Raw genomic sequence first — 23,890 nt, forward strand, 5'->3', positions numbered from 1 at the left:
CTTCCCGCTGTTTTCACTCCTGAAGGGCATCCGTGAATTCCATCCAAGCTCTCGCCGGCATGTTGCTGCTGCTAGGCGTGGCCTATGCTTTTTCCACCGACCGCAAGGCGATCAACTGGCGCGCGGCCTTTATCGGCCTGGCCATCCAGAACGGCCTGTTTCTGCTGATCAATTACGTGCCCGCCGTCCACCACGGTTTTTCCGCTTTCGGCGCGGGCTTCGCCAAGGTGTTGAGCTTCGCCGGCGAAGGCGCCGGCTTCATCTTCGGCGACCTGGCGCGCCCCAATGGCAAGCTGGGCTTCCTGTTCGCCTTCACCGTGCTGCCGGTGATCATTTTCTTCTCCGCTTTCAGCGCCCTGCTTTACCACTTCGGCATCCTGCAACGCGTGGTTTCCGCGCTGGCGTTTGTGATGAAACGCAGCATGGGCTTGTCGGGACCGGAAAGCGTCACCACAGCGGCCAATATCTTTTTGGGCCAGTCCGAAGCGCCGCTGCTTGCCCGCCCCTACATCCAGCACATGACCCGCTCCGAACTGGCCTGCATCATGATTGCCGGCATGTCCACCTTATCCGGCGGAGTGATGGCGGCCTATGTGGCTTTTTTAGGTGGCAACGATGCGGCTGAGCAAGCGCGCTTCGCCACCTATCTATTGACCGCCTCCTGCATGAACGCCGCCGGCGCGGCGGTGTTCAGCAAGATTCTGTTTCCTGAAACCACGCCGGATCAGATTTCCAGCAACAAGCTGCAAGCCGGCAAGGAAAAGGCCGAGGGCAACTTTGTCAGCGCAGTCGTAACCGGCGCGCTGGACGGCATGAAGATGGCCGCCGCCGTAGCCACCATCCTGCTCGCCATCGTGTCCCTGATCGCGCTGGCCAATTTCGCGGTGAAGGACGGCCTGGGCGAGCTGCTCGGCGTCAACGGTGCCATCAAGGCTTCCACCGGAGGCATGTTCGACGGACTCACGCTGCAATACCTCACCGGCCAGGTATTCCGCGTCTTCGCCTTCCTGATGGGCATAGGCTGGCATGAGACGCTGGGCGTCGGCAGCTTGCTGGGGCAGAAGATCGTGCTCAACGAGTTCATCGCCTATCTGGACCTGGCCAAAATGAAGGCTGCCCATACCCTGTCGGATCAGACGGTGATGATCTCCACCTTCGCGCTGGCCAGTTTTTCCAATTTGTCCTCGGTAGGCATCTGCGTGGCCGGCATCGGCGCGCTGGCGCCGAACAAGCAGCAAGTGCTGGCGTCCATAGGCATGCGCGCCCTGCTCGCCGCCATCATGACCGGTTTCATGACCGCATCGGCCACCGGCCTGTGGCTGTCGCTGTTCTAAGCCTTTGAAGACAGATAGGCGGGAATACGCTAGCATGCGTCTCCCGCCTTTTTTATTGACGGTGATCCGTGAAAGCCGACTTCTCCTTCTTCGCCACCCGGCGTTTCCTGCCGCTGTTCGGCACCCAGTTCCTGGGCGCATTCAACGACAATATGCTGAAAACCGCCATCGTGGTGCTGATCAGCTTTCACGGCCTGTCCTTGCCCGGCCTGCCGCCGGAGCAGTTGGTCAATCTGGCCGCCGGCATTTTCATCTTGCCGTTTTTCCTGTTTTCCGCCAGCGCCGGGAAACTATCGGAACGCTATGACAAAGCGCGCATCGCCCGGCTGATTAAGCTGGCGGAAATCGCCATCATGCTGCTCGCCGGCGCTGGTTTCCTGTTGCATTCGGCCGCGCTGCTGATGGGCGCGCTGTTCATGATGGGCACGCACTCGGCCTTTTTCGGCCCGCTGAAATATTCGGTGCTGCCGCAATATCTGAAAGAGGAGGAATTGATCGGCGGCACCGGCATGATAGAGATGGGCACCTTCCTGGCCATCCTGGTGGGACAGCTCTGCGGCAGCGTATTCACCCATAACGGTCCCCTGCTGATCATCGCCGCCCTGCTCGGCACCGCTGTGTTCGGTTTTTTCAGCAGCACGGCCATGCCGTCGGTGCCGGCCGGCGCGCCTCAGCTGAAGCTGTCCTGGAATTTTCTCGGAGATTCGGTGACGCTGGTCCGTGAAGCCTGGAAGATCCACGACGTGCGCGGCGCCATCCTCGGCATTTCCTGGTTCTGGCTGATGGGCGCGATCTACACCACCCAGCTGCCCACCTTCACCAAGCTGCATCTGGGCGGCGACGCCGATGTCTACACCTTGCTGCTGGCGCTGTTCTCCATCGGCATCGGCGTCGGCTCCATCGTCTGCGCCAAACTGTCGCATGGGAAACTGCAACTGGGCATCGTGCTGCTGGGCAGCGCCGGCATGACCATCTTCGGCGCCGATCTGGCGCTGGGCGCGCTGGCGCCCTATCACGGCCGGCTCGCCACGCTGCCGCAATTCCTGGCCAAGGGCGGCAGCTGGCGCAGCATTGTCGATGTGTCGCTGCTGGGCTTTTTCGGCGGCTTCTTCACCGTGCCGCTGTACACTTGGCTGCAGATGGCCAGCCCGGACGAGTTCCGCTCCCAGGCGGTGGCCGCCAATAACATCATCAACGGTTTCTACATGGTGGCGGCGGCCATTGGCAGCGCGCTGATGCTCAAAAGCTACAACAGCATCGCCATGCTGCTGCTGGCCGCGGCCGCGCTGAATATTCTGGCCACCGCTCACCTGGCCTGGATCGCCCCGGCCATCTGGCGCCAGCGCTGGGACTGGCTGCGCGCCCTGCGGCCTGGAGCAGCCAGTTAAGCCTTATTTGGACGCGACTGCCGCGGGCCTCTGGTCCGCGGTTTTCGGCCCATTCTTGCCCAATATCATCTTGCCGTTCTCCGCATCCGGCAAAGACACATAAAAGCAGATGCCTCCCGCAGGCAGATTCTCTGCATAAATGCTGCCGCCGTGCGCCGATACGATCTGCCGGCAGATCGCCAAACCCAATCCCGTTCCGCCCGCGCCATTGGATGTCGCGCTGCTTTGCACGAACTTGTCGAAGATGCTTTCCAGTTCATCTTGCGGCACGCCCGGCCCCTGATCCGCCACCGACAAGGTGAGGATTGAGCCGAAATGCTGCAAGGACACGGTTATGCGCCCCCCAGCGGGGCTGAACTTGATTGCGTTCGACAGCAAGTTCGCCAATACCTGCTGCATGCATTTTCGATCGGCCCAACAATGGGTGGCGGCACTGGGCAAATCCAGCCTGAGACTCAGATTGCCCGCCTGCATTCTCCCCTCTTCGCCCCCCGTTATTTCCTGAACCAAGCCGACCAAGTCCAAGGCCTCGCAACGCATGGTCATCCGGCCCGACTCCAGCTTGGCCAGGTCCAGCAAATCGTTCAACAGCACCAGCAAGCGCGTGCCGCTGGCGTGGACATTGTCGAAATATCGTTTAAGCCGGGGCCCCGGCGCCTGATCCGACTTGCAGCTGCCGATCTCGGCGAAGCTCAAGATGCCGTGCAAGGGCGTGCGCAGCTCATGCGACATATTCGCCAGAAAGTCCGATTTGGCTTGATTGGCGCGCTCCGCGTCCTCCTTGGCCTTTTGCAAGTCGGCGGTGCGGACCGCGACCAACTCTTGCAAGTGATTACGATGGCGTTGCAATTCCTGCTCCACCCGCTTGCGCTCCGTCACATCGCGCCCTATGCCGCGATAGCCCTGTCTTTCGCCCTTGGCGTTCAATACGGGACAGGCGCTGATGGAGATCCAGCGGCACTCGCCGCCGCAGCTCAGATAGCTCAGTTCGAAGTCGCGGACCTCGCGCCCCGCCTCCAGCGCGTCCGCCAACTGTCGGCTGCGCTCGTGATTGAGCCGGATGGGCCGCCACTCGCGCCAATGCCGGCCAAGCAAACTCTCCAAAGACACACCGGACAGTTCGCTGAAATTTTCGGAACAGTAAATCAGCCGGCCATCGGCATCCAGCTCCCATAGCCAGTCCGAGGCGATGCGGGCGAACATCCGAAAGCGCGCCTCGCTGCGCTGCAATTCCGAAGTGCTGCGCAATGCCAGCCGCTCCGCCAGATCCCTGCGCCTATTGAGCTGCCGCAGATAAAAACCCAGGAAAAGCGTGAACAACAGCCCCGTCGGCATCACCAGCCGCGACGCCGAAAAATTGGCGTTCTCATGCAGGAATCCCGGCTGCGCGGCCAGCGTCAACAACCAGACGCGCCCGCCGACAAGCAAGCGGCGGGAATAGCTCATCGCCCCGCCGTCCTCCGCCGGCCCCGGCACCAGGTTGATGGCCGTGCCGTCAGTGACGTCATCCAACCGCAGCCCTATCCCCTTTTCCGGCAAGGTGGGCAGGGCCAAACGAGCCAAACGCGCCGCATTGATGCCGCCCACCATCACGCCGCCGCGAGCGCCGCGAACCGGAATGATCATGGACACGCCGTTACCGGCCTTGTCATGGAACTGGGCCAGGATCAACGGCTTGCTGATGCGCGCCTGCCCGCTGGCCAGCGCCAGCTGGATCGCCTGCCGGCGCCTGGGCTCCGACCACAAATCAAAGCCCCAAACCTTGTCATTGCCTGTTTCCGGGGCCAGCAGCGTGACGGGGAAATACTCGGTCCTCCGCGCCGCCCTGGCCAGCTCCAAGCCAGCCCCGCTCCGCTCCCGGACTTGCAGGTGCCGGGACTCATAAGCGCGTCTATCCTTGTCCAATAGATGCGGAGCCCAGCCCACGCCCTGAAACAAGGGCCTGCGCTTGACCAGCGGCAGCGCGAAACGGCTGAAGTCAGCCTGATCGACCGCCGAAGCATTGGCCATGAACAAGGCCAGCGACTCCAAGGCGTCGACATCCTGCTGAATCAGGCCGGAGAACTGATCCGCGGCCGAGATCGTCTCATGCTGGAAATTGCTCTCCGCCGCGCTCCTCTCCATCCGATAAAAGTGATGCGTCAACGCGAATGTCAGAATGAGCGGCACCATCAACAGCAGGCCCTGCACTTCCACTCGAGCCAGCAGGGCATGCCACCGCGCGCTCTTCTCCCACCGCCACAGCACGGCGGCCCCGGCGGAGACCGCGAGCAGCATCGGCAGCCACAACCAGAAATCGTTCATCGCGGCGCGCCAAAAGCAAAACCCCATGCGAGGCGGGGCCAGGCATGGGGGATGGAGCGCGGGGAGGACGATGGCGAATCGTCTGGCACGATAGACATAGCGGCAACGCTCCCGGCAACCAATATTTATGAAATATTCATAGCCGGAAATCCGCTTGATGTCTACCCGGAATCAGGCCAGCTTGCCCGCTGCATCCCTCAGTGCGGTACGCAAGCCTTCTTCGATCACCGGGTGGTAGAACGGCATATCCAGCATCTGCTCGACTGTCAGGCCTTGCTGATGGCTCCAGGCCAGCAGGTGGGCAAGGTTCTCGGCGCGCGGCCCTATCATTTCAGCCCCGAGGAATCGACCGGTCGCCGCATCGGCATAGACATGCAGCAGGCCCTTGTTGACGCCCATCACCCGGCTGCGCCCCTGATCCTCGAAACTGACCGCGCCGACCACGAAGCTACCTTCCGGCAAGTCGGCAAAGCGGCGGCCGACCATCATCATCTGCGGATCCGAGAACACCACGGCGATGGGCGAGCGGCGCAGGCCCGGCGCAACATCCGGATAGCGCGCGGCATTGGCGCCTGCCGTCTTGCCCTCGCCAGCGGCCTCATGCAGCAGCGGCAGAATATTGTTGGCGTCGCCGGCGATGAATACCGGCGCGCCGGCGCACAACAGCGTTTCCGGATCGAACAGCGGCGCGCCGCGGGCGTCGAGCCGCACGCTGGTGTTTTCCAGACCCAGGCCGCGCACGTTCGGCGTGCGGCCGGTGGCGGCCAGCACGTAGTCGAAGCGCTCTTCCACTTCCACGCCATCGAGATTCACATAGCGGATGCGCGCTGCGTCGCCGTCACTGGCCATCTCCAGCACCTTGGCGTCAGGATCCAGGTAAAACTGTTCGGCCAATGCCTGGCGGGCGTAATCGCGCACCGCCGGATCGCTCAGGGGGCCCACGCCGCCGCGGGCGCCGAACACCTTCACCCTCACCCCCAGGCGCGCCAACGCCTGTCCCAGCTCCAGCCCGATCACGCCGGGGCCGAAAACCGCCACGCTTTGCGGCAGCGTTTCCCAATCGAACACATCGTCGTTGACGATCAGCCGGTCGCCGAATGCCTGGAACGGCGCCGGAATGGCCGGGGACGAGCCGGTGGCGATCACCACGCGTTTGGCCTGCACCAGCGTATGGTCGTCCACTTGCAAAGTGGTGTTGTCGACGAAACGGGCGTAGCCGGACAGTTTATCCTCGGCCGGGATGCCGTCCACGCCGCGCACCACGAAGCCGACAAAGCGGTCGCGTTCGCTCCTGACGCGGGCCATCACCTCGCGCCCGTCTATGCGGACCTCGCCATCCACATGCACGCCGAACATATCGGTATGGCGGGCGTGATGCGCGGCCTCGGCGGCGGCGATCAACAGCTTGGACGGCATGCAGCCGACGCGGGCGCAGGTGGTGCCATAGGGGCCGCCTTCGATGATCAAGGCGGATGCGCCGCCCGCTTTGGCCGCGCGATAGGCGGCCAGGCCTGCGGTGCCGGCGCCGATGACGGCTACGTCGATATGAATGGTTTTCATGGTCTTTATCCTCTGGTTAGCGGGGATGCGGCACGGCACGCCGCGCAAAAGGGACATGCCGTCCCGCATCCCGGCTGGAAAAAACGGCCGGCGGAGCACCGGCCCAAGATACCGGCGGCGTCAGGGCCCGAAACCGCCGGCACGAACGTCAGGGGGATTACTTGGCGAAGCGTTTTTCCACTTCGTCGGCGGAGCCGATCAACTGGCCATTGATGAACACTTGCGGAGCGGTCATCTTGCCGGACACGGCGCCGAGCACCTTGCCGCGGATCTTGTTGTCCAGCGGCACTTCGACGAAGTCGTAACCGTTTTCGCTGAGCACGGCCTTGGCGCGCGCGCAGTGCGGGCAGCCCACCTTGGTGAATACCACGACTTGGTCAGGCTTCTTGGCGCTCGGGTTGATATAGTTCAGCAGCGTGTCGGCGTCGGACACTTTGAACGGATCGCCCGGCTCTTGCGGTTCGACGAACATCTTGTCCACCACGCCGTTCTTCACCAGCATGGAGTAACGCCAGCTGCGCTTGCCGAAGCCCAGATCGGCCTTGTCCACCAGCATGCCCATGCCTTCGGTGAAGTCGCCGTTGCCATCCGGAATCATCACCAGATTGCCGGCTTCCTGGTCCTTGGCCCATTCGTTCATCACAAAGGTGTCATTGACCGACACGCACAGGATGGCGTCCACGCCGTTGGCGAAGAATGCCGGCGCCAGCTCGTTGAAGCGCGGCAAGTGGGTGGAGGAGCAAGTCGGGGTGAACGCGCCGGGCAGCGAGAACACGGCGACGGTCTTGCCGTCGAACAGTTCCTCGGTGGTGACATCCTTCCACTCGTTGTTTTCGCGGGTGCGGAAAGTGACGTTCGGTACGCGTTGGCCTTCACGATTTTGCAGCATGGCTATCTCCTTAGCGGGGTAATGCGGTTGTTAACTATCGATGCGTGCATTCTGATAGCCAAGGCAAAATTCGTCTAATTGATTGTCACAAGAATTTTGATTGTTATTCTTTATCACCCTCTTCTTCAGCTGGGCAGCCCCGCGCGGGAAAAGCTAAAATGGCGGCATCCACCCCACTCCTGTTTCAACAGCCATGCATATAAGCGGCCTGCACCATGTCGCCGTGATCGCTTCCGACTATCAGCGCTCCCGCGACTTCTACCACCGGATATTGGGCCTGGACATCGTGGCCGAAAATTGGCGCGCCGACCGGCAATCCTGGAAACTGGACTTGGCCTTGCCCGGCGGCAGCCAGATCGAACTGTTCAGTTTCCCCTCCCCGCCTCCGCGAGCCAGCCGGCCGGAAGCTTGCGGCCTGCGCCATCTCGCGCTGGCCTGCGGCGACGTGGAAGCCATGCGCGCAAGGCTGCAAAGCGAAGGCGTGCCGGTAGAGCCGATGCGAGTGGACGAATACACCGGCGCTCGATTCTTCTTCTGCTCCGATCCGGACCAGTTGCCGATCGAGTTCTATCAGCCGCGATAAAGATTTCCCCGCTCAGCCCTGCGCTGGCGGAAAAACGCTTGAGATGCGCCGGACAGGCCTTGTCCGGCCAGCGCCCGCCGCCGCGACTTGCGGAGGGCAAACCGAAAACGGAAACAATATGAAAGTCTTGACCCATACACTCCGCTTAGCCGGCGTCGCCGCCGCCCTGGCCGCCGCGCTCCCCGCCCATGCGGGAGCGGACGATACCTTGATCGCCGCGCGAGACGCCTTCCGCGGCGGCGATCTGGCCAAGCTGGCCCGGCTGGGCGAAGACCTGCCCGCCAATTATCCTCTCAAAAACTACCCCGCCTACTGGCTGGCCTGGAAAGCGCTGGATAAAAACGATGACGCTCAAGTCATCAGCTTCCTGGCGCAAACGCCGGAAAGCCTGTCCGCCGACCGCATCCGCAATGAATGGTTGAAAAAGCTAGGCATGCGGGAAAACTGGACCGCCTTCGCCGAAGAGTGGAAAAAATTGCCGGAGGAAAGCCGGGATGAGGAATCCCGCTGCTACGGCCAATTGCTGCAGTTGCGCCAGGGCGAAAAGCCAGCCGACCTGAACCGCTTTCTCGACGGCAAGCCTGCCCCTGACGGCTGCACCCGGTTGATAGAGGGCGCCTACGCGCGCGGCCTGCTCGACCAGGACTGGCTGTGGCGCCGCACGCGCCTGCTGCTGGCTGGCAACTTCGTCACCCAAGCCCGCCAGTTGGCGGCCGATACCCAGCTGCCGCTGGACAACGCCGCGCTCAACAAGCCGGCCAGTGCCACCTCTGCCACCCCAGGCGGGCAAGAAGCCATGCTGTACGACATCGTGCGCAAGGCCAAAACCAATATCGATGGCGCATCGATAGAGCTATTGCGCGTCGGTTCCGAACTGTCTCCAGACCGTACAGGCTTCGGCTGGGGGCAGTTGGCCTTGCTGTCCGCCCGCAAACAGCAGGCGGGCCAAGCCCTGCAGTGGTTCGAACGGGCCGACCCCAAGCAACTGACCGCCGATCAATGGGAATGGTGGGCGCGCTCGGCGTTGCGGCTGGAGCAATGGGCGCAGCTGGACGCCATCATCCGCAAGATGCCGGCAGAGGTCGGCGCGCGACCCGCCTGGCGCTACTGGCTGGGCCGTTCCTTGCAGCAGCAAGGCAAGCCTAACGAAGCCAGCCCGCTGTTCAGCCAGGCCAGCGTCGGCCACAACTATTACGCCTTATTGTCGCTGGAAGAGCTGGGCAACTCCTTGTCTTCCTCGGCCAGCAAAACCGGCCCCAGCCAGGCCGACATCGACAAAATGAAGACCGACCCGGCGGTGCGCCGCTCTCTGGCCCTGTTGAACATCGCCGAGATCTACACCAAGCCGGAATTCCGCACCGACGCGCAGCGCGAATGGCGCTGGGCGATGCGCGGCCGCAATGATATGGAGCTGCTGGCCGCCGCGGAAATCGCCCGCAAGGAAAACTTCTACGACATGGCGATCTACAGCGCAGAGCGCACCAAGGAAGAACACGACTTCTCCTTGCGCTACCTGACGCCCTATCGCGAAGTGACGCAAAAGTACGCTGGCCAGCTCGATATCGACGACGCCTGGGTCTACGGCCTGATCCGCCAGGAAAGCCGCTTCATCACCATGGCCCGGTCCGGCGTAGGCGCCTCCGGCCTGATGCAGCTGATGCCGGCCACCGCGAAATGGGCGGCCAAGAAAATCGGCCTGACCCATTTCGCAGTCAACGACATCGATACCAATGTCCAACTGGGCACTTGGTATCTGCGCTATGTGTTGGATAATCTGTCCGGCAATATGGTGATGGCCACCGCCGCCTACAACGCCGGCCCCAGCCGCGCGCGGGCCTGGCAGGCAGACCGGACGCTGGACGGCGTGATTTACGCCGAAACCATCCCTTTCAGCGAAACGCGCGACTATGTGCAAAAAGTGATGGCCAATGCCGCCTATTACTCCAGCACCTTCGGCCACGCCAATATCTCGCTGAAAAAACGGATGGGCGTGGTGCCTTCGCGTTGAAGGATGCGCCAAGCGACAAGATGAGGAAGCGAGCATGAGTGTGAACAGAGTCTGCATGATCGGCGGCAGCGGCTTCATCGGCCGCCGCATCGCCGCCGAATTGGCCAAGGCCGGCATGCGGCTAACCATCGCCAGCCGCAAGCCGGCTCAGCCCTTGCTGCAGGTTTTGCCCGGCGCAGAACTCGTTGAGGCGGACGTGCATGACGCCGCCGCCCTGGATAGGCTATTGAGGGGGCACGACGCGGCGATCAGCATGGCCGGCATCCTGCACGGCTCCCGCGCGCAGTTCGAGAAGGTCCACGCCGAGCTGCCGGAGAAAATCGCCGCAGCCTGCCGGCGCCAAAGGGTGCCGCGGCTGATCCACATCAGCGCGCTGGGCGCGGCTCAGGACGCGCCCAGCGATTATCAGCAAACCAAGGCCCTGGGCGAGCTGGCCATGGAGCGCAGCGGGCTGGACTGGACGATTCTGCGCCCCTCCGTCGTATTCGGCCAGGATGACGCCTTTCTCAATATGTTCGCCGGACTGCAGGCCAAGCTGCCCCTCTTGCCGCTGGGCGGCGCAAACTGCCGGATGGCCCCGGTTTGGGTGGGCGATGTCGCCGCGGCGACGCTGGCCGCATTGCGCAACCGCGCCGCCATAGGCCGCAAGCTGGACCTGGCCGGCCCGGAAATCTACACTTTGGCCGAACTGGCGCGGCTGGCGGGACGCTGGAGCGGCCACTCGCGCCCCATCCTCCCCCTGCCGGAAAGCCTGGCCATGCTGCAAGCCGCCCTGATGGAAGCCTTGCCGGGACCGACCTTGCTCAGCCGCGACAACATCCGCTCGCTGCGCTGGGACAATGTCAGCGAAACGCCGTTTCCGTCCGGGCTGCTGGGCTTCGGGCCTGCCGCTCTGTCCGCCCTCGCGCCCGACTGGCTGGCCGGACGCGATATCAACTACTTGTTTTCCCGCTGGCGGGAAAACGCTGCAAGATAATATGGACATTTACATCGTCGGCGGCGCCGTGCGCGACCGCCTGCTGAATCTGCCGGTCAAGGACCGCGACTGGGTAGTGGTCGGCGCCACCCCCGAAACCATGCTGGCCCAAGGCTACCGCCCGGTCGGCAAGGACTTTCCCGTATTCCTGCACCCCAAAACCCAGGAAGAATACGCGCTGGCGCGCACGGAACGCAAAATCGCCAAGGGTTACCATGGCTTCTCCTTCCACACCTCGCCGGACGTGACGCTGGAAGAGGATCTGGCGCGCCGGGACCTGACCATCAACGCCATCGCCGAAGCGGCCGACGGCGCCCTCACCGACCCCTACAACGGCCAGGCCGATCTCAAGGCCGGCATTCTGCGCCATGTCAGCGAGGCCTTTGTCGAAGATCCGGTGCGCATCTTGCGCTTGGCGCGCTTCGCCGCGCGCTTCGACTTCGCCGTCGCGCCGGAAACCATGGCCTTGATGCGGCGCATGGTGGACAATGGCGAGGCCGACGCCCTGGTGGCGGAAAGAGTGTGGCAGGAACTGGCCAAAGGCTTGATGGAGAAAAAACCATCGCGGATGTTTCTGGTGCTGCGCGAATGCGGCGCGCTCAAGCGCATTCTGCCTGAAGTGGACGCGCTGTTCGGCGTGCCGCAGCGCGCCGACTACCACCCTGAGATCGACTGCGGCGACCACACCATGCGCGTGCTCGACTATGCCGCGGCGGCGGACTATCCGCTGGCAGTCCGCTTCGCCGCGCTGAGCCACGACCTGGGCAAGGCCTTGACGCCTGAGCATGTGCTGCCGCGCCATATCGCCCATGAGGAGCGCGGCATCGCACCCTTGGCCGAACTATGCCGCCGCCTGCGGGTGCCGAACGATTGCCGCGACCTGGCCCACATCACCACCGTCAACCACACCAAAGTGCATCAGGCCTTTGAGCTGCGGCCGACCACCGTGCTGCGCATGCTCAAGGATTGCGACGCGCTGCGGCGGCCCGAACGCTTCCTGCAAATGCTGGATGCCTGCCTGGCCGACGCGCGCGGCCGCTTGAATTTTGAAGATACGCCCTATCCGCAAAGGGACTATCTCGCCGACATTTTGGCTGCTACGCTGCAACTGGACGCTGGCGCCATCGCGGCCGCCTGCCAGGACAAGGCCAGCATCCCCGCCACGCTGGATCAAGCGCGCGCCGAAATCATCGCCAACCGCAAGGAGCATTGGGAGAGTCGTTGATGAACAGCTGCTATCGCCTGCCCGCCACGCTGATGCGCGGCGGCACCAGCAAGGGTTTGTTCGTGCGCGCCGACGCGCTGCCGGAAGATACCGAGCGCTGGGAGGCGATGTTGCTGCGCGCCATCGGCAGCCCAGACCCCAACCGCCTGCTGCTGGACGGTCTGGGCCATGGCCGTCCCGGCTCCAGCAAGGTAGTGATTCTCAGCCCCTCGCGCCGCGAGGACTGCGACGTGGACTGCCTGTTCGCCCATGTCGCACCCGATGTGCCGCGGATAGACTGGTCCGGCCACTGCGGCAATCTGAGCGCCGCCATTCCGCTGTTCGCGGCCATGGAAAACATGATTCAGCCGCAGGACGGCGTGGCGACGGTATCGATCTGGCAGGCCAATGTCGGCAAGCGCATCCTGGCGGAGCTGGAGATATTCAACGGCGAGCCGGTGTGGCAGGGCGACTTCCTGATAGACGGCATCACCTTCCCCGGCGCGCCCATTCGCCTGCGTTTTCTCGATCCGGCCGGCAGCCGCTGCGGCGAACTCTACCCCAGCGGCCGCCTGATCGAGGAGCTGATGCTGCCGGACGGCAGCCGGGTAGAGGCCACGCTGATCGATGCCGGCAACCCCACAGCCTTTGTCCAGGCGAAAGATTTCGGCCTGAGCGGCCATGAAACCCAGCTCGACATCCCGCGGCAAAGCCTGCAGCGGCTGGCGTTGGCCCGCGCCAGCGCCGCGGTGGCGATGGGCTTGGCCAAAGATATTTTCGAGGCCGATCGCGAAAGCCCAGCCTCGCCGCGCATCAGCATCCTGGCGCCTGGCATAGAAGGCGAAACCCATCTGCACGCGCGCATCCTATCCGGCCATAGATTGCATGACGCCTTCAGCGGCACCGGCGCCATCGCGTTGGCCTGCGCCTGCGCGACGGAAGGCACCCTGCCGGCCCGGCTGGCTGGCGGCGCCGTGCGCGGCCAAGCCCTCACCTTCAGCCACGGCAAAGGCCTGCAAACGCTGGAAGCCGTGCTGGGACTGGATACGATGGGCTGGAAAATCGACGAAGTCGTCATGACCCGCACCGCCCGCCCCTTGATGCGCGGCGAAGTTTACATACCCATGGAGCCGCTTTAAGGGCGTGCCTCCTGCTGCCGCACGCGCTCGAATAGGCAGACCGTGGCGGCCATCGCCACATTGAGCGACTCCGCATGACCTGGCATCGGAATCCGGATGCGGGCATCCGCCAGCCTCAACAAGCCATCGCTGACGCCGGCGCCTTCATTGCCGAACACCAAAGCCAAGGGGCCGGTCAGGTCATGGCCGTACAGCGAGCTGGAGCCCTCCAGATGCGTGACCAGTTTCCGGCCGGCGAATCCTTGCAATTCGGCGGCCAGGTCGGCGTGTTCGTGGATATTGAGCGCGAAATGCGCGCCCATGCCCGAGCGCAGCACTTTGGGCGAGAATACGTCCACGCAGCCTTTGGACAGGAAAATCTCATACACGCCGGCCGCGGCCGCCGTGCGCAGTATCGTGCCCAGATTGCCGGGATCTTGAATGTCTTCCAGCATCACCCGCGCCGCGGCCGCATCCGGCTCGGCGGGCTGCGGCCGCGGGCATAGCGCCAACAACTCCGCCGCGCTGGCCAGCGCCGTCGCCTTGGCCATCACCGCCTCGGGCAGAGAGACCACCACCGTCCCGGCGGGCAATCGCTCCAGCAACTGCGTCACTTCATGCTTGCTCTGCGCGGCCTCGTTCAAATACACGCGGGACGGCGCGCCTCCCGCCTGCAGCCAGGATTCGAGCAGATGAATGCCCTCCAGCACCATCACGCCCTCCTTGCGGCGGTCGCGGCTGGACTGGACCAGGCGCGCCAGCGCCTTGACTTCGTCGTTATGCGGGGAGGTGATGCTCTTGGCGATGTAATGCATGGCGGTCGTGTCGAATTGCGGCAAAGGGGCAGAGTGTACTCGCCCCGCCGGTTTCTTGCATCAGCGCGGCATCATGGCGAGCCGGGTGATCATTTCCTTGAAACGATGGTAAGTCTGGTCGTCTATTTCCCTGCCGCTGACAGCGTTGTCCACGTAGAAGACGCCGCTGAGCGTGTGGCCGCCGAACAGCGTCATGAGCGCGAACTCGTGCTCGCCGACCTGCTGGAAAAATGCGTCGCCATAGCGGCGCGACAGCTGCCCCCGCACCTCCTTGGGCGCATGGAAGCTTTGCGGCTTGCTGGCGAACACGCCGAAGAAGCTGCCCGGCTCCAATTCCACCTCCAGCTTGCGCAAGGGGCTGTCCGCCGCCACGCCGACCTGGTAACGCAGCTTCAGCGCGTGGCCATCGTGTTCGTAATGGTAATACAGTACCCGCTCGAACTTGAGATCGTTGGCCAGGAAACGGATCGACTCCTTGATCGCCGCCTCCAGCTGATCGGCGCCCGATAGCGCCGCCGCCTTGCGCATTTCCGCCTTGCGACCCTCGCTAGGCAGCATCAGCAAGGCTCGAGCGGGATAGGTATAGCCCGGCACATGCGGATGCTTGGCCACGTTCAGCGCGGCATGCACCACCGCCATATAGGCCATCTCGGGCGTGCTGTTGATCAGTTTCGCCGCGGTATCCACGCCTACCAGCCAGGTGCTGCGCTGCACGCCGTGCTCCAGGGAGTTCGCCGTGGCCAGCGCCAACTTCAGCAGCTGCTTGCGCTTGTTCGGCGCGCCGGGGCCGATCAAGCCCTGAAAACCGCCAGGCAGCGGCATGTGCTTGATGAAGGACTCCAGCACCTGCGCGTAGTCCACATTGAACGCTTCGGACACTTCCTGCAGCAGCGGCCGGTCCGGCAGCTGATTGCGCTGAATCATGTAGAGGCAGCCTGGCATGTTGTACAGCAAGGCGGCGACGAAACAGTCTTCCACCTTCAAGTCGCCCATGATGGACAGCCACTCCTTGACGATGAAGGCGGCCACCCGGCTGCGCCCCAGCCAGTCGCCCACCGCTTCGTAAACTTCCGCGTCCAGCTTGCCTTCTTCCGGCTCCAGCCCCTCCACCCGGTTGAAGCGGTTCACTACCGCTTCCAGCCCCATCAGCATCAAGGTCTGCTCTACGGAAGGAATGCCTTCGTTGCGCTGCAAGGCGCGGGAATTGCCCACCACGCGGTACAAATCCAGCAAGAGAAAGGGGTCGGACAGGCAGAGATTGGCCAGGTCGGTGAAGTTGATCAGATCGCTGTGGCGCGCAATCTCATCGCGCATCGCAGCCAGGGTGTCCGGCAGAATCGGCCAGCGTTTTTCGGCCAGCGCTTTGGTCCAGTTATTCAGATCCATGTGGATGACGCCAGATCAATAGTTCTTTTTGCAAGGGGCCGCCCAAGGGCAGGCGCTCGTCCGGCTCGATGCCGGGCACTTCGAAAGTATTGCTGATCAACAGGCTGCCGGGGCGAGCCTCGGCCACAAATTTGCTCCATACCCGCGGCATGGGCTCCGGCGACAGGAAAACATAGATGGCGTCGTAATCGCCCCAATTTTCCCGCCAAAAGCTGCGGCAAGCCACCGCCAGGCTAGACGGCCTGCCCGCCGCGCGCCAGCGCAGCCAGGCCAGCAGGCAGCTTCCCAAGGCATTTTCCAAGGCATGCAGACGCAGATCCGGCCGCGCCCGGGATAATTGCAAGGCCAGGCGGCCATCGCCGCAGCCGGCCTCAAGCACGGCGCTCCTTTGCGCCAGCCTTTGCGCCAGACGCTCCGCGACCGCAGCCGCGGATCGGTACAAGGGCACCCGCTCCACCAGTGCGTTGCGCCCCACCGCCAGGGTCAACAACAAGGCCAGCAGATACCAGCCCGGAGACACTTGCGCCTGCAGCGCCAATACAATCGCCGGCGCGAAGAGCAGATGGGCCAGCCGCTGCCAGCCCGGTTGCTTCAACGTCGCCGCGCCCAGCGCCGCCAGCAGCCCCTGCAGCCCCGCCCAGGGCAAGGGCTGGGCCGCAGGGGCGATGAACACCCAAGCCGCCAAACCGGCCGCCGCCTGGATGCCCAAATGCCTGAGCCGCCCCATGCCGGCGCCTTACTTCTGTTCCGCTTGCGCGGAAGCGCCTTGGGCATTCTCCGCGGGCGGGCCGCCTATCACCTCTTGATTCATTTGCGGCTTGAAGCCATCGTTGAGGATGGAGGTTTCGGCCTCTTTGTTCAGCACGACGATGGTGATGCGGCGATTCTCCGGGCTGAACACATCGCTCTTGACCAGCGGATTGGCGGAGGCCAAACCCACTACGCGCAGTATCTTGTTTTCGCCCAAGCCCCCCGCTATCAGCTCGCGGCGCGCCGTGTTGGCGCGGTCGGCGGACAATTCCCAATTGCTGTAGCCGCCTTGGCCGCCGGCGAAAGGCTTGGCGTCGGTATGGCCGGAAATGCTGAGCTTGTTGGACATCTGGTTCAAGTCCGACGCCAGCTGCTGCAACAAGACGCGGGTATGCGGCAGCATGCGCGAGCTGCCGGAATCGAACATGGGCCGATTCTGCTCATCGACGATCTGGATCTTCAGCCCTTCCGGCGTCATTTCCAGTTTCAGCTGGTTCTTGTACTGCTTGAGCACCTCGCTGTGATCGATGTTTTCCTGAATTTTTTGCTGCAGCTGGGTCAGCTTTTGCTGCTCCTGCTGCTTCTGCATGATTTCTTCTTTTCTGGCCCCCGCCTTGTTAACCTGGCCCGCCTGCTTGGTCAGGTCGTTGCCGCCGCCCTTGACCAGAGAGGTGGCGTCGCCGGCGCCGGAGCCGCCGGACAAGGCCACTTTGAGCGGCGTCTTGAAGTATTCTGCGATGCCGTTCAGCGTGCCCGCCGAGGCCGAGCCCAGCAGCCACATCAGCAGGAAGAAGGCCATCATCGCGGTCACGAAGTCGGCGTAGGCGATTTTCCAGGCGCCGCCGTGATGGCCGTGGCCGCCTTTCTTGATTTTCTTGACGACTATGGGCCGTTGCGATTCGTCTGCCATGCTTTACTCTCCCTCGCTTACTTCTTCTGCTTGACGTGGTCTTCCAATTCCTTGAAGGAAGGCCGGTCGTTCGAAGTCAGCGCTTTGCGGCCGAACTCCACCGCCACTTGCGGCGCATAGCCGTTCAGGCTGGCCAGCAGCGTCACCTTGATGGTCTGGTAAACGCGGGTGCCCTCGCCCAGCTTGTGCTCCAGAATCGTCGCCAGGGGGCCGACGAAACCATAGGCCAGCAGAATACCGAGGAAGGTGCCCACCAGCGCGTGCGCGATCAGCATGCCCAGCTCGGACGGCGGCGCGCCCACCGAGGCCATGGTGTGCACCACCCCCATCACCGCGGCCACGATACCGAAGGCCGGCATGCCGTCCGCCAGGCCCTTGACGGCATTCACCGGCACCTCGCCCTCGTGATGGTGGGTTTCGATTTCCACATCCATCAGGTTTTCGATTTCAAAAGCATTGAGATTGCCGCCCACCATCAAGCGCAGATAGTCGCAAATAAACTCGACCACATGGTGGTCGTGCATCACCGTCGGGTACTTGGAGAACACCGGGCTGGCGTCTGGATTTTCGACATCCGCCTCAACCGACATCAAGCCTTCCTTGCGGACCTTGGTCAGAATTTCAAACAACAGCGAGAAGAGATCCATATAAAAGGCCTTGCCGTAAGGACTGCCCTTGAAGACAGTCGGCAAGGCCTTGGTGGTGGCTTTCAAAGGCGCCCCGCCGTTGGCGACGATAAAGGCGCCGATGGCGGCGCCTGCGATCATGACCACTTCCAGCGGTTGCATCAGCGCGGCCAGTTCCCCCCCGGCCGCGACAAAGCCCCCCAGCACCGAAGCGAGGATGAGAATGTACCCGATTGCGACGAACATGCGTCAAGTCCTGTTTTGTGTGTTGCCCAAACCGCCGAATGTGCTGCGGACAGCTTTTTTGCAATTCATTATAGGAATAATAGAAAAAGCGGGTGGAATTGTACCAACCCGCTATGTCAGCTGTAAAACATGCTGTAGAGATCGACGGCTGGCCCTCAAGCCAGCATAGCCGTTGTCACGCCAGTCCGCGCGCCTTGAGCGTCTGCTCGAACTCCTCCAGACAGCGCGCCGCCAGCGCCAGCATCTCGTCCACCTCGGCTCGCGTCATCACCAGCGGCGGCGCGGAAACAATATGATCGCCGCAGGCGCGCATGATCAAATTATTGCGGAAGAAGATGTCGCGGCACAGGGTGCCGACCTCGCCGAAGTCCGGGAACAGCTCGCGCGCGGCCTTGTTCTTGACCAGGGTGAATGCCTGGATCATGCCGACGCCGCGCACATCGTCCACATGCTCGAAGCGGCTGAAGGTTTCGCGCCAGCGCCGCTGCATATACGGCCCGATATCGTCCTTGACCCGCTGGACGATGCCCTCGTCGCGCAGCGCCACCACATTGGCGTGGGCGACGGCGGCGCACACCGGATGGCCGGAATAGGTGAAACCATGATTGAAATCGCCGCCGGCGATCAGCCCTTCGGCCACGCGCTTGCCGACAAACACCGCGCCTATCGGCAGATAGCCCGATGACAGGCCCTTGGCGGTGGTGAAGATGTCGGGCTGGAAGCCCAGATGCTGATGGCCGAACCATTCGCCGGTGCGGCCGAAACCGCAGATCACTTCGTCGGCCACCAGCAGCACATCGTACTTGCGGCAGATGCGTTCGATTTCCGGCCAGTAATTGGCCGGCGGAATGATGACGCCGCCGGCGCCCTGGATGGGCTCGCCGACGAAGGCGGCCACTTTGTCGGCGCCGATCTCCAGGATTTTTTCTTCCAGCCAGCGCGCGGCCACCAGGCCGAACTCTTCCGGCGTCATGTCCTTGCCGTGTTTATACCACCACGGCTGCTCGATATGGGCCATGCCGGCGATGGGCAGATCGCCCTGCTCGTGCATATACTTCATGCCGCCCAGGCTGGCGCCGCCTATGGTGGAGCCGTGATAGCCGTTCCAGCGGCCGATCAGCGTCTTCTTCTGCGGCTTGCCTTGCACATCCCAGTAACGGCGCACCATCCGTATCATGGTGTCGACGGATTCTGAGCCGGAATTGGTGTAGAACACATGATCGAAATCAGCCGGCGTGACTTCCGCCAGCAGGCTGGACAACTCCACCACCGCCGGGTGGGTGGTCTTGAAGAAGGTGTTGTAGAACGGCAGTTCTTCCATCTGGCGCTTCGCCACTTCGGCGAAGTCCTTGCGGCCATAGCCGACATTGACGCACCACAAGCCGGCCATGCCGTCGATGATCTTGTTGCCGTCCGCGTCCCACAGATAAATCCCCTCGCCGCGCGTCATGACGCGCGCGCCTTGCTGGTTCAGCGATGCGGTATCGGTAAACGGATGCAAATGGTGGGCGGCGTCCATTTCGCGCCATTGGCTGCTGCTACGTTGCTTCTGCATGACAATCCTTCCAGTTTTCTCCGACGGGGCGGACCGCTTGCCCGCCCCTCCTGCGCCTGCGGCGTCTTGCTATTCGAATATCCTGTCTGCTCCAGCCATTCTAACCGGATGAATCCCTTTGGCGCATCACACGTGAAGCAGCAGGAACTTGCGCTCCCACGGGCTGATCACGCGGAAATACTCGGAAAACTCCTTTTCCTTCATCGCCACATACATCGTCAGAAAGCGCGGACCCAGCACCTCGGCGATTTCGCTGCAAGCGGCCAGCCGCTGCAAAGACTCTTCCGAGCTATTGGGAAATTGATACGGCAGCTCATAGGCGTCAGTCTGCCTCGGCTCCGAGGGCTTGAGCCGGTTCTTCATGCCCAGATAACCGCAGGCCAAGGTGGCGGCGATGGCGATGTAGGGATTGACGTCCACGCCCGGCACCCGGTTTTCCACCCGCCGCGCGGCCGGCGACGAGTGCGGGATGCGCAGACCGACAGTGCGGTTGTCGTAACCCCATTCGACATTGGTCGGCGCCGCGGTATAGCGAGACAAACGACGGAATGAGTTCACGTAGGGCGCGAACAAGGGCATGGTCTGCGGAATGTATTTCTGCAAACCGGCGATGAAGTGGAAAAAACAGTCGGACGGGCTGCCGTCCTCGTTGGTGAACACATTGCGGCCGGTCTGCTTGTCCACCAGGCTTTGATGGATGTGCATGGCGCTGCCGGGCTCGTTTTCCATAGGCTTGGCCATGAAGGTGGCGTACATATTGTGGCGAAACGCCGCCTCGCGCACCGTGCGCTTGAACAGGAACACCTGGTCGGCCAGCTCCAGCGGATTGCCGTGCAGGAAGTTGATTTCCATCTGCGCGGTGCCGATCTCGTGGATCAGCGTATCCACTTCCAGGTTCTGCGCGTGGCAGTAGTCGTAGATGTCCTCGAACAGCGGATCGAACTCGTTGACCGCGTCGATGGAATAGGAGCGACGGCCAAACTCCGCCCGGCCGGTGCGGCCGATAGGCGCGGCCAATGGAATGTCGGGATCGGGATTGGGAGACAGCAGGTAGAACTCCATCTCCGGCGCCAGCACCGGCTCCAGGCCCAGCTCGTCATACAGGCCCAGCACCCGCTTGAGCACATTGCGCGGCGCCACGTCCACCGGGCTGCCGTCGGCGCGGAAGCAGTCGTAGATCAGCTGCGCCGTCGGGTCCACCGCCCATGGCACATAGCGCAGCGTGTTCGGATCCGGTTCCAGCACCATGTCGGGATCGGTCAGATCCAGCAGGCTGTCGTCGGGATAATCGCCGGTCACGGTCTGGATCAGCACCGCTTCCGGCAGGCGCATTTCCGGGTCGGACACGAACTTGTCCTTGGGCACGATCTTGCCGCGGGCGATGCCGGTCATATCCGGCACGATGCATTCGACTTCGGTAATGCGGTGCTCTCGCAACCACTCGTTGATCTGGTGATTCATAACGCTTCCTCTGTAGTCTCCCCGGCCGCTGGCTGCGGCTCTGGATCGGGAGGTGCTTCTTTATGAGTCATCAAAATCCGCGCCGGGTTCACCGGCCGGCGCGTTTTGCTTCAGGACTGTCTGGCGGCCCTCCTGGCTCGGCAGGCGTCGCCGAAGGCCTGAAAGATGGCCTGCGACGCCGGGTTCTCCCAAAAACGCCACTCCGGGTGCCACTGCACCGCGAAGGCGAAGTTTTTCGCGTCGCGCACCCGGTAAGCCTCCACCAGGCCATCCTCTGCATGCGCCTCCGCCGTCAATGGCGGAGCCAGCCGTTTGATGCCCTGCTGGTGCAAGGAATTGACCTGGAGCGAACGCTGCCCCGTCCAAGCCGCCAGCAGGCCGCCGTCGATCAGATTGACCGGATGCGATGGCGCGTACATCTCGGCCACGTCTTCGCTTTCCGGCTCGCGGTGGTCATGCAGGCCCGGCTGCTCCTGGACATGCTGATGCAGCTCGCCGCCCAGGGCCACGTTGATTTCCTGAAAACCCCTGCAAATACCCAGCAGCGGCACGCCGGCTTCCAAAGCCAGCCGGATCAGCGGCAAGGTGGTGGCGTCGCGCTGCGGATCGTGCAAGGTGCCCTCCCGGCTGCCTGGGCCGCCATAGTGGCGCGGCTCGACATTGGAGGGCGAACCGGGCAGCAGCAGGCCATCCAGCATGGACAAAGTGGCCCGCAGCAAAGCCTCGTCGCCCAGGGAAGGGATCAACAGCGGCAAGCCGCCCGCCCCTTGCGCCGCCGCCACGATGTATTTGTCGCCTACCGCGTGGAAGGGCAGCGCGCCCACCATTTTCACATCGCAAGGAATGCCGATGATTGCTTGCTGCGTCACACCATTCTCCTCAGGGGTTCAGCCGGCCGCCTTGATGGCCTCGACCGGATCGACAAAGCTGTAACGCAAATCCTGTGCCACCGCCTGATAAGTGACGCGGCCTCGACAGATATTCAAGCCATTGCGCAGATGCGCGTTGTCGAGCAGCGCCTGGCGCCAGCCCTTGTTGGCCAGTTCCAGCGTATAGGGCAGCGTCGCGTTGGTCAGCGCCTGGGTGGAGGTGCGCGCCACGCCGCCCGGCATATTGGCCACGCAGTAATGGACGATGCCGTCGACGGTATAAATGGGGTCTTGATGCGTGGTGGCGCGGCTGGTTTCGAAACAGCCGCCCTGATCGATGGCCACATCCACCAGCACCGCGCCGGGCTTCATGGTTTTCAGCATGGCGCGCGTCACCAGCTTGGGCGCGGCCGCGCCGGGAATCAGCACCGCGCCTATCACCATGTCGGCGTCGCGTAGGCTTTCATCGATATTGGCGCCGTTGGACATCAGGGTTTTGATGCGGCCGCCGAACACCATGTCGATTTCCTTCAGCCGGGTCAGCGACTTGTCCAGTATGGTGACATCGGCGCCGGTGCCCATCGCCATCCGCGCGGCATTCAGGCCGACTACGCCGCCGCCTATCACCACCACTTTGGCCGGGGCCACGCCGGGCACGCCGCCCAGCAGCACGCCGCGCCCGCCCTGGGCTTTTTCCAGCGCGTGCGCGCCGGCCTGGATCGCCATCCGCCCCGCCACCTCGGACATCGGCGCGAGCAAGGGCAGGCCGCCGCGCTCGTCGGTGACAGTCTCATAGGCGATGGCGACGGCGTCGGACTCGATCAACAGCTTGGTCTGCTCCGGGTCCGGCGCCAGGTGCAGATAGGTGAACAATACCTGGCCCGGCCGCAGCATCCGGCACTCCACCGGCTGCGGCTCCTTGACCTTGACTATCATCTCGGCGCGCTCGAACACCTCGTCGGCCGAGGACGCGATGGTGGCGCCGGCCTGGATGTACTGCTCGTCGGTAAATCCTATGGCCAAGCCCGCGTGGGTCTGCACCAGCACCTTGTGCCCGTGAGCGGTCAGCTCGCGGACGCCGGACGGGGTCAGACCCACCCGGTACTCATGGTTTTTGATTTCCTTCGGAACGCCAATCAACATCGTCGCCTCCATCTGGTTTTGTTCATGGGCAGGCTAACCACAACCGTTTAAGAAAATTCACATACCGCTTGCCCCGATGAGTTGATTCTGACTATAAACCTTCATCCTTGCAAAGATATTCGTTTTTGCGACGCAGCAAGCACATTTACCCAAGCCCGAGCTACAATGGCCGTAATGTCTAAAATTATTAACATACGGATGGAACAAAGGATATGGACGTCGGGGCGCGATTGAGAATGGTCAGGACCAAACTCGGCCTGTCGCAGCGGGAGCTGGCCAAGCGGGCCGGCGTCACCAACGGCACCATTTCGCTGATCGAGCAAAATCGGGTAAGCCCTTCGGTCAGTTCCCTCAAGAAGGTGCTGGAAGGCTTGCCGATAACCCTGGCAGAATTCTTTACCTTTGATGCGGAACCCTCGCCGCCCAAAGCCTTCTATCAAGCAGACGAGCTGCCCAATCTGGGTAATGAGGACATTCAGCTGCGCCTGGTCGGCACCAGCCACGACAACCGCCACATCGCCATCCTGCGCGAGCACTACCAGCCCGGCGCGGACACCGGCCCCGACATGCTGGTGCACGAGGGCCAGGAAGGCGGCGTGGTGATCAAGGGGCAGATCGAGGTCACGGTGGGCGGCGAGTGCCAGGTCTTGGGCCCGGGCGACGCGTATTACTTCGACAGCAAGCAGCCGCACCGCTTCCGCAATGTCGGCGACGGCATTTGCGAGGTGGTCAGCGCCAGCTCGCCGCCGACTTTCTAAACAGGAG

20 protein-coding genes are annotated in these 23,890 nt (G+C 63.0%); 8 read left to right on the forward strand and 12 right to left on the reverse strand.

Annotated features, from left to right (window positions below; all coding sequences use genetic code 11):
* Nucleotides 1-32 precede the first annotated feature (32 nt).
* Nucleotides 33-1,334 carry a NupC/NupG family nucleoside CNT transporter gene (locus NKT35_RS20285; RefSeq protein WP_254296553.1) on the forward strand — a complete coding sequence of 434 codons (1,302 nt, stop codon included), beginning with the start codon at nucleotides 33-35 and terminating at the stop codon, nucleotides 1,332-1,334.
* Between the two features lie 68 nt (nucleotides 1,335-1,402).
* Nucleotides 1,403-2,722 carry an MFS transporter gene (locus tag NKT35_RS20290; protein ID WP_254296555.1) on the forward strand — a complete coding sequence of 440 codons (1,320 nt, stop codon included), beginning with the start codon at nucleotides 1,403-1,405 and terminating at the stop codon, nucleotides 2,720-2,722.
* A gap of 3 nt (nucleotides 2,723-2,725) precedes the next feature.
* Here NKT35_RS20290 and NKT35_RS20295 read toward each other — a convergent pair whose 3' ends face one another.
* The 3 genes from NKT35_RS20295 to NKT35_RS20305 all read right to left on the reverse strand — a co-directional run bounded on the left by NKT35_RS20295 (nucleotide 2,726) and on the right by NKT35_RS20305 (nucleotide 7,475).
* Nucleotides 2,726-5,026 (reverse strand): CHASE domain-containing sensor histidine kinase, encoded by a 2,301-nt coding sequence (locus NKT35_RS20295; RefSeq protein ID WP_254296558.1) that lies wholly within the window; start codon nucleotides 5,024-5,026, stop codon nucleotides 2,726-2,728.
* A gap of 171 nt (nucleotides 5,027-5,197) precedes the next feature.
* Nucleotides 5,198-6,586: a dihydrolipoyl dehydrogenase gene (locus NKT35_RS20300; RefSeq protein WP_254296562.1), complete on the reverse strand. Its 1,389-nt coding sequence runs from the start codon at nucleotides 6,584-6,586 to the stop codon at nucleotides 5,198-5,200.
* A gap of 157 nt (nucleotides 6,587-6,743) precedes the next feature.
* Nucleotides 6,744-7,475: a redoxin family protein gene (locus tag NKT35_RS20305; RefSeq protein ID WP_254296564.1), complete on the reverse strand. Its 732-nt coding sequence runs from the start codon at nucleotides 7,473-7,475 to the stop codon at nucleotides 6,744-6,746.
* Between the two features lie 193 nt (nucleotides 7,476-7,668).
* On the opposite strand from NKT35_RS20305, the gene gloA2 reads away from it, so the two are divergent.
* From gloA2 to NKT35_RS20330, 5 genes are all read left to right on the forward strand, one after another.
* Nucleotides 7,669-8,058, forward strand: a complete 390-nt coding sequence (gloA2, locus tag NKT35_RS20310; protein ID WP_254296569.1) for an SMU1112c/YaeR family gloxylase I-like metalloprotein — start codon at nucleotides 7,669-7,671, stop codon at nucleotides 8,056-8,058.
* A gap of 118 nt (nucleotides 8,059-8,176) precedes the next feature.
* Nucleotides 8,177-10,066, forward strand: coding sequence for a lytic transglycosylase domain-containing protein (locus NKT35_RS20315; RefSeq protein WP_254296572.1), 1,890 nt, complete (start codon nucleotides 8,177-8,179; stop codon nucleotides 10,064-10,066).
* Between the two features lie 34 nt (nucleotides 10,067-10,100).
* A complete protein-coding gene (locus NKT35_RS20320) occupies nucleotides 10,101-11,042 on the forward strand; it encodes a complex I NDUFA9 subunit family protein (RefSeq protein WP_254296575.1) in 942 nt (313 codons plus the stop codon).
* 1 nt (nucleotide 11,043) lies between these two features.
* Nucleotides 11,044-12,267: a multifunctional CCA addition/repair protein gene (locus NKT35_RS20325; protein ID WP_254296578.1), complete on the forward strand. Its 1,224-nt coding sequence runs from the start codon at nucleotides 11,044-11,046 to the stop codon at nucleotides 12,265-12,267.
* On the forward strand, nucleotides 12,267-13,385 hold the full coding sequence (locus NKT35_RS20330; RefSeq protein WP_254296581.1) for a PrpF domain-containing protein: 1,119 nt from the start codon (nucleotides 12,267-12,269) through the stop codon (nucleotides 13,383-13,385). The genes NKT35_RS20325 and NKT35_RS20330 overlap by 1 nt, the downstream gene beginning before the upstream one ends.
* Here NKT35_RS20330 and NKT35_RS20335 read toward each other — a convergent pair.
* The 9 genes from NKT35_RS20335 to ald all read right to left on the reverse strand — a co-directional run bounded on the left by NKT35_RS20335 (nucleotide 13,382) and on the right by ald (nucleotide 23,125).
* Nucleotides 13,382-14,179: a TrmH family RNA methyltransferase gene (locus NKT35_RS20335; RefSeq protein WP_254296584.1), complete on the reverse strand. Its 798-nt coding sequence runs from the start codon at nucleotides 14,177-14,179 to the stop codon at nucleotides 13,382-13,384. The two genes, NKT35_RS20330 and NKT35_RS20335, sit on opposite strands and share 4 nt — an antisense overlap.
* A gap of 60 nt (nucleotides 14,180-14,239) precedes the next feature.
* On the reverse strand, nucleotides 14,240-15,565 hold the full coding sequence (locus tag NKT35_RS20340; RefSeq protein WP_254296587.1) for an HDOD domain-containing protein: 1,326 nt from the start codon (nucleotides 15,563-15,565) through the stop codon (nucleotides 14,240-14,242).
* On the reverse strand, nucleotides 15,552-16,292 hold the full coding sequence (locus NKT35_RS20345) for a class I SAM-dependent methyltransferase (RefSeq protein WP_254296590.1): 741 nt from the start codon (nucleotides 16,290-16,292) through the stop codon (nucleotides 15,552-15,554). Before NKT35_RS20345 ends, NKT35_RS20340 begins: the two co-directional genes overlap by 14 nt.
* 9 nt (nucleotides 16,293-16,301) lie before the next feature.
* Nucleotides 16,302-17,225 carry a flagellar motor protein MotB gene (motB, locus tag NKT35_RS20350; protein ID WP_254296593.1) on the reverse strand — a complete coding sequence of 308 codons (924 nt, stop codon included), beginning with the start codon at nucleotides 17,223-17,225 and terminating at the stop codon, nucleotides 16,302-16,304.
* 17 nt (nucleotides 17,226-17,242) lie between these two features.
* On the reverse strand, nucleotides 17,243-18,097 hold the full coding sequence (gene motA, locus NKT35_RS20355; RefSeq protein ID WP_254296595.1) for a flagellar motor stator protein MotA: 855 nt from the start codon (nucleotides 18,095-18,097) through the stop codon (nucleotides 17,243-17,245).
* 175 nt (nucleotides 18,098-18,272) lie between these two features.
* Nucleotides 18,273-19,652, reverse strand: a complete 1,380-nt coding sequence (locus NKT35_RS20360) for an aspartate aminotransferase family protein (protein WP_254296598.1) — start codon at nucleotides 19,650-19,652, stop codon at nucleotides 18,273-18,275.
* Nucleotides 19,653-19,778: 126 nt separating this feature from the next.
* Nucleotides 19,779-21,113 (reverse strand): glutamine synthetase family protein, encoded by a 1,335-nt coding sequence (locus tag NKT35_RS20365; RefSeq protein ID WP_254296601.1) that lies wholly within the window; start codon nucleotides 21,111-21,113, stop codon nucleotides 19,779-19,781.
* Between the two features lie 110 nt (nucleotides 21,114-21,223).
* Nucleotides 21,224-21,982 carry a gamma-glutamyl-gamma-aminobutyrate hydrolase family protein gene (locus tag NKT35_RS20370; protein WP_371926394.1) on the reverse strand — a complete coding sequence of 253 codons (759 nt, stop codon included), beginning with the start codon at nucleotides 21,980-21,982 and terminating at the stop codon, nucleotides 21,224-21,226.
* A gap of 18 nt (nucleotides 21,983-22,000) precedes the next feature.
* Nucleotides 22,001-23,125 (reverse strand): alanine dehydrogenase, encoded by a 1,125-nt coding sequence (gene ald, locus NKT35_RS20375; RefSeq protein ID WP_254296603.1) that lies wholly within the window; start codon nucleotides 23,123-23,125, stop codon nucleotides 22,001-22,003.
* A 212-nt stretch (nucleotides 23,126-23,337) separates the two neighbouring features.
* On the opposite strand from ald, the gene NKT35_RS20380 reads away from it, so the two are divergent.
* A complete protein-coding gene (locus NKT35_RS20380) occupies nucleotides 23,338-23,883 on the forward strand; it encodes a cupin domain-containing protein (RefSeq protein ID WP_371926396.1) in 546 nt (181 codons plus the stop codon).
* Nucleotides 23,884-23,890 lie beyond the last annotated feature (7 nt).

This window comes from Chromobacterium sp. IIBBL 290-4 (assembly GCF_024207115.1).
Lineage (GTDB): Bacteria > Pseudomonadota > Gammaproteobacteria > Burkholderiales > Chromobacteriaceae > Chromobacterium.

Excerpts from the sequence above, each read along its gene's own strand:
- NKT35_RS20305 (WP_254296564.1), bottom strand. The coding sequence starts at position 7,475 with ATGCTGCAAAATCGTGAAGGCCAACGCGTACCGAACGTCACTTTCCGC.
- NKT35_RS20325 (WP_254296578.1), top strand. The coding sequence starts at position 11,044 with ATGGACATTTACATCGTCGGCGGCGCCGTGCGCGACCGCCTGCTGAAT.
- ald (WP_254296603.1), bottom strand. The coding sequence starts at position 23,125 with ATGTTGATTGGCGTTCCGAAGGAAATCAAAAACCATGAGTACCGGGTG.
- motA (WP_254296595.1), bottom strand. The coding sequence starts at position 18,097 with ATGTTCGTCGCAATCGGGTACATTCTCATCCTCGCTTCGGTGCTGGGG.
- motB (WP_254296593.1), bottom strand. The coding sequence starts at position 17,225 with ATGGCAGACGAATCGCAACGGCCCATAGTCGTCAAGAAAATCAAGAAA.
- NKT35_RS20360 (WP_254296598.1), bottom strand. The coding sequence starts at position 19,652 with ATGCAGAAGCAACGTAGCAGCAGCCAATGGCGCGAAATGGACGCCGCC.
- NKT35_RS20365 (WP_254296601.1), bottom strand. The coding sequence starts at position 21,113 with ATGAATCACCAGATCAACGAGTGGTTGCGAGAGCACCGCATTACCGAA.
- NKT35_RS20340 (WP_254296587.1), bottom strand. The coding sequence starts at position 15,565 with ATGGATCTGAATAACTGGACCAAAGCGCTGGCCGAAAAACGCTGGCCG.
- NKT35_RS20335 (WP_254296584.1), bottom strand. The coding sequence starts at position 14,179 with ATGCATTACATCGCCAAGAGCATCACCTCCCCGCATAACGACGAAGTC.
- NKT35_RS20300 (WP_254296562.1), bottom strand. The coding sequence starts at position 6,586 with ATGAAAACCATTCATATCGACGTAGCCGTCATCGGCGCCGGCACCGCA.
- NKT35_RS20295 (WP_254296558.1), bottom strand. The coding sequence starts at position 5,026 with ATGAACGATTTCTGGTTGTGGCTGCCGATGCTGCTCGCGGTCTCCGCC.
- NKT35_RS20345 (WP_254296590.1), bottom strand. The coding sequence starts at position 16,292 with ATGGGGCGGCTCAGGCATTTGGGCATCCAGGCGGCGGCCGGTTTGGCG.
- NKT35_RS20315 (WP_254296572.1), top strand. The coding sequence starts at position 8,177 with ATGAAAGTCTTGACCCATACACTCCGCTTAGCCGGCGTCGCCGCCGCC.
- NKT35_RS20380 (WP_371926396.1), top strand. The coding sequence starts at position 23,338 with ATGGACGTCGGGGCGCGATTGAGAATGGTCAGGACCAAACTCGGCCTG.
- NKT35_RS20330 (WP_254296581.1), top strand. The coding sequence starts at position 12,267 with ATGAACAGCTGCTATCGCCTGCCCGCCACGCTGATGCGCGGCGGCACC.
- NKT35_RS20320 (WP_254296575.1), top strand. The coding sequence starts at position 10,101 with ATGAGTGTGAACAGAGTCTGCATGATCGGCGGCAGCGGCTTCATCGGC.
- gloA2 (WP_254296569.1), top strand. The coding sequence starts at position 7,669 with ATGCATATAAGCGGCCTGCACCATGTCGCCGTGATCGCTTCCGACTAT.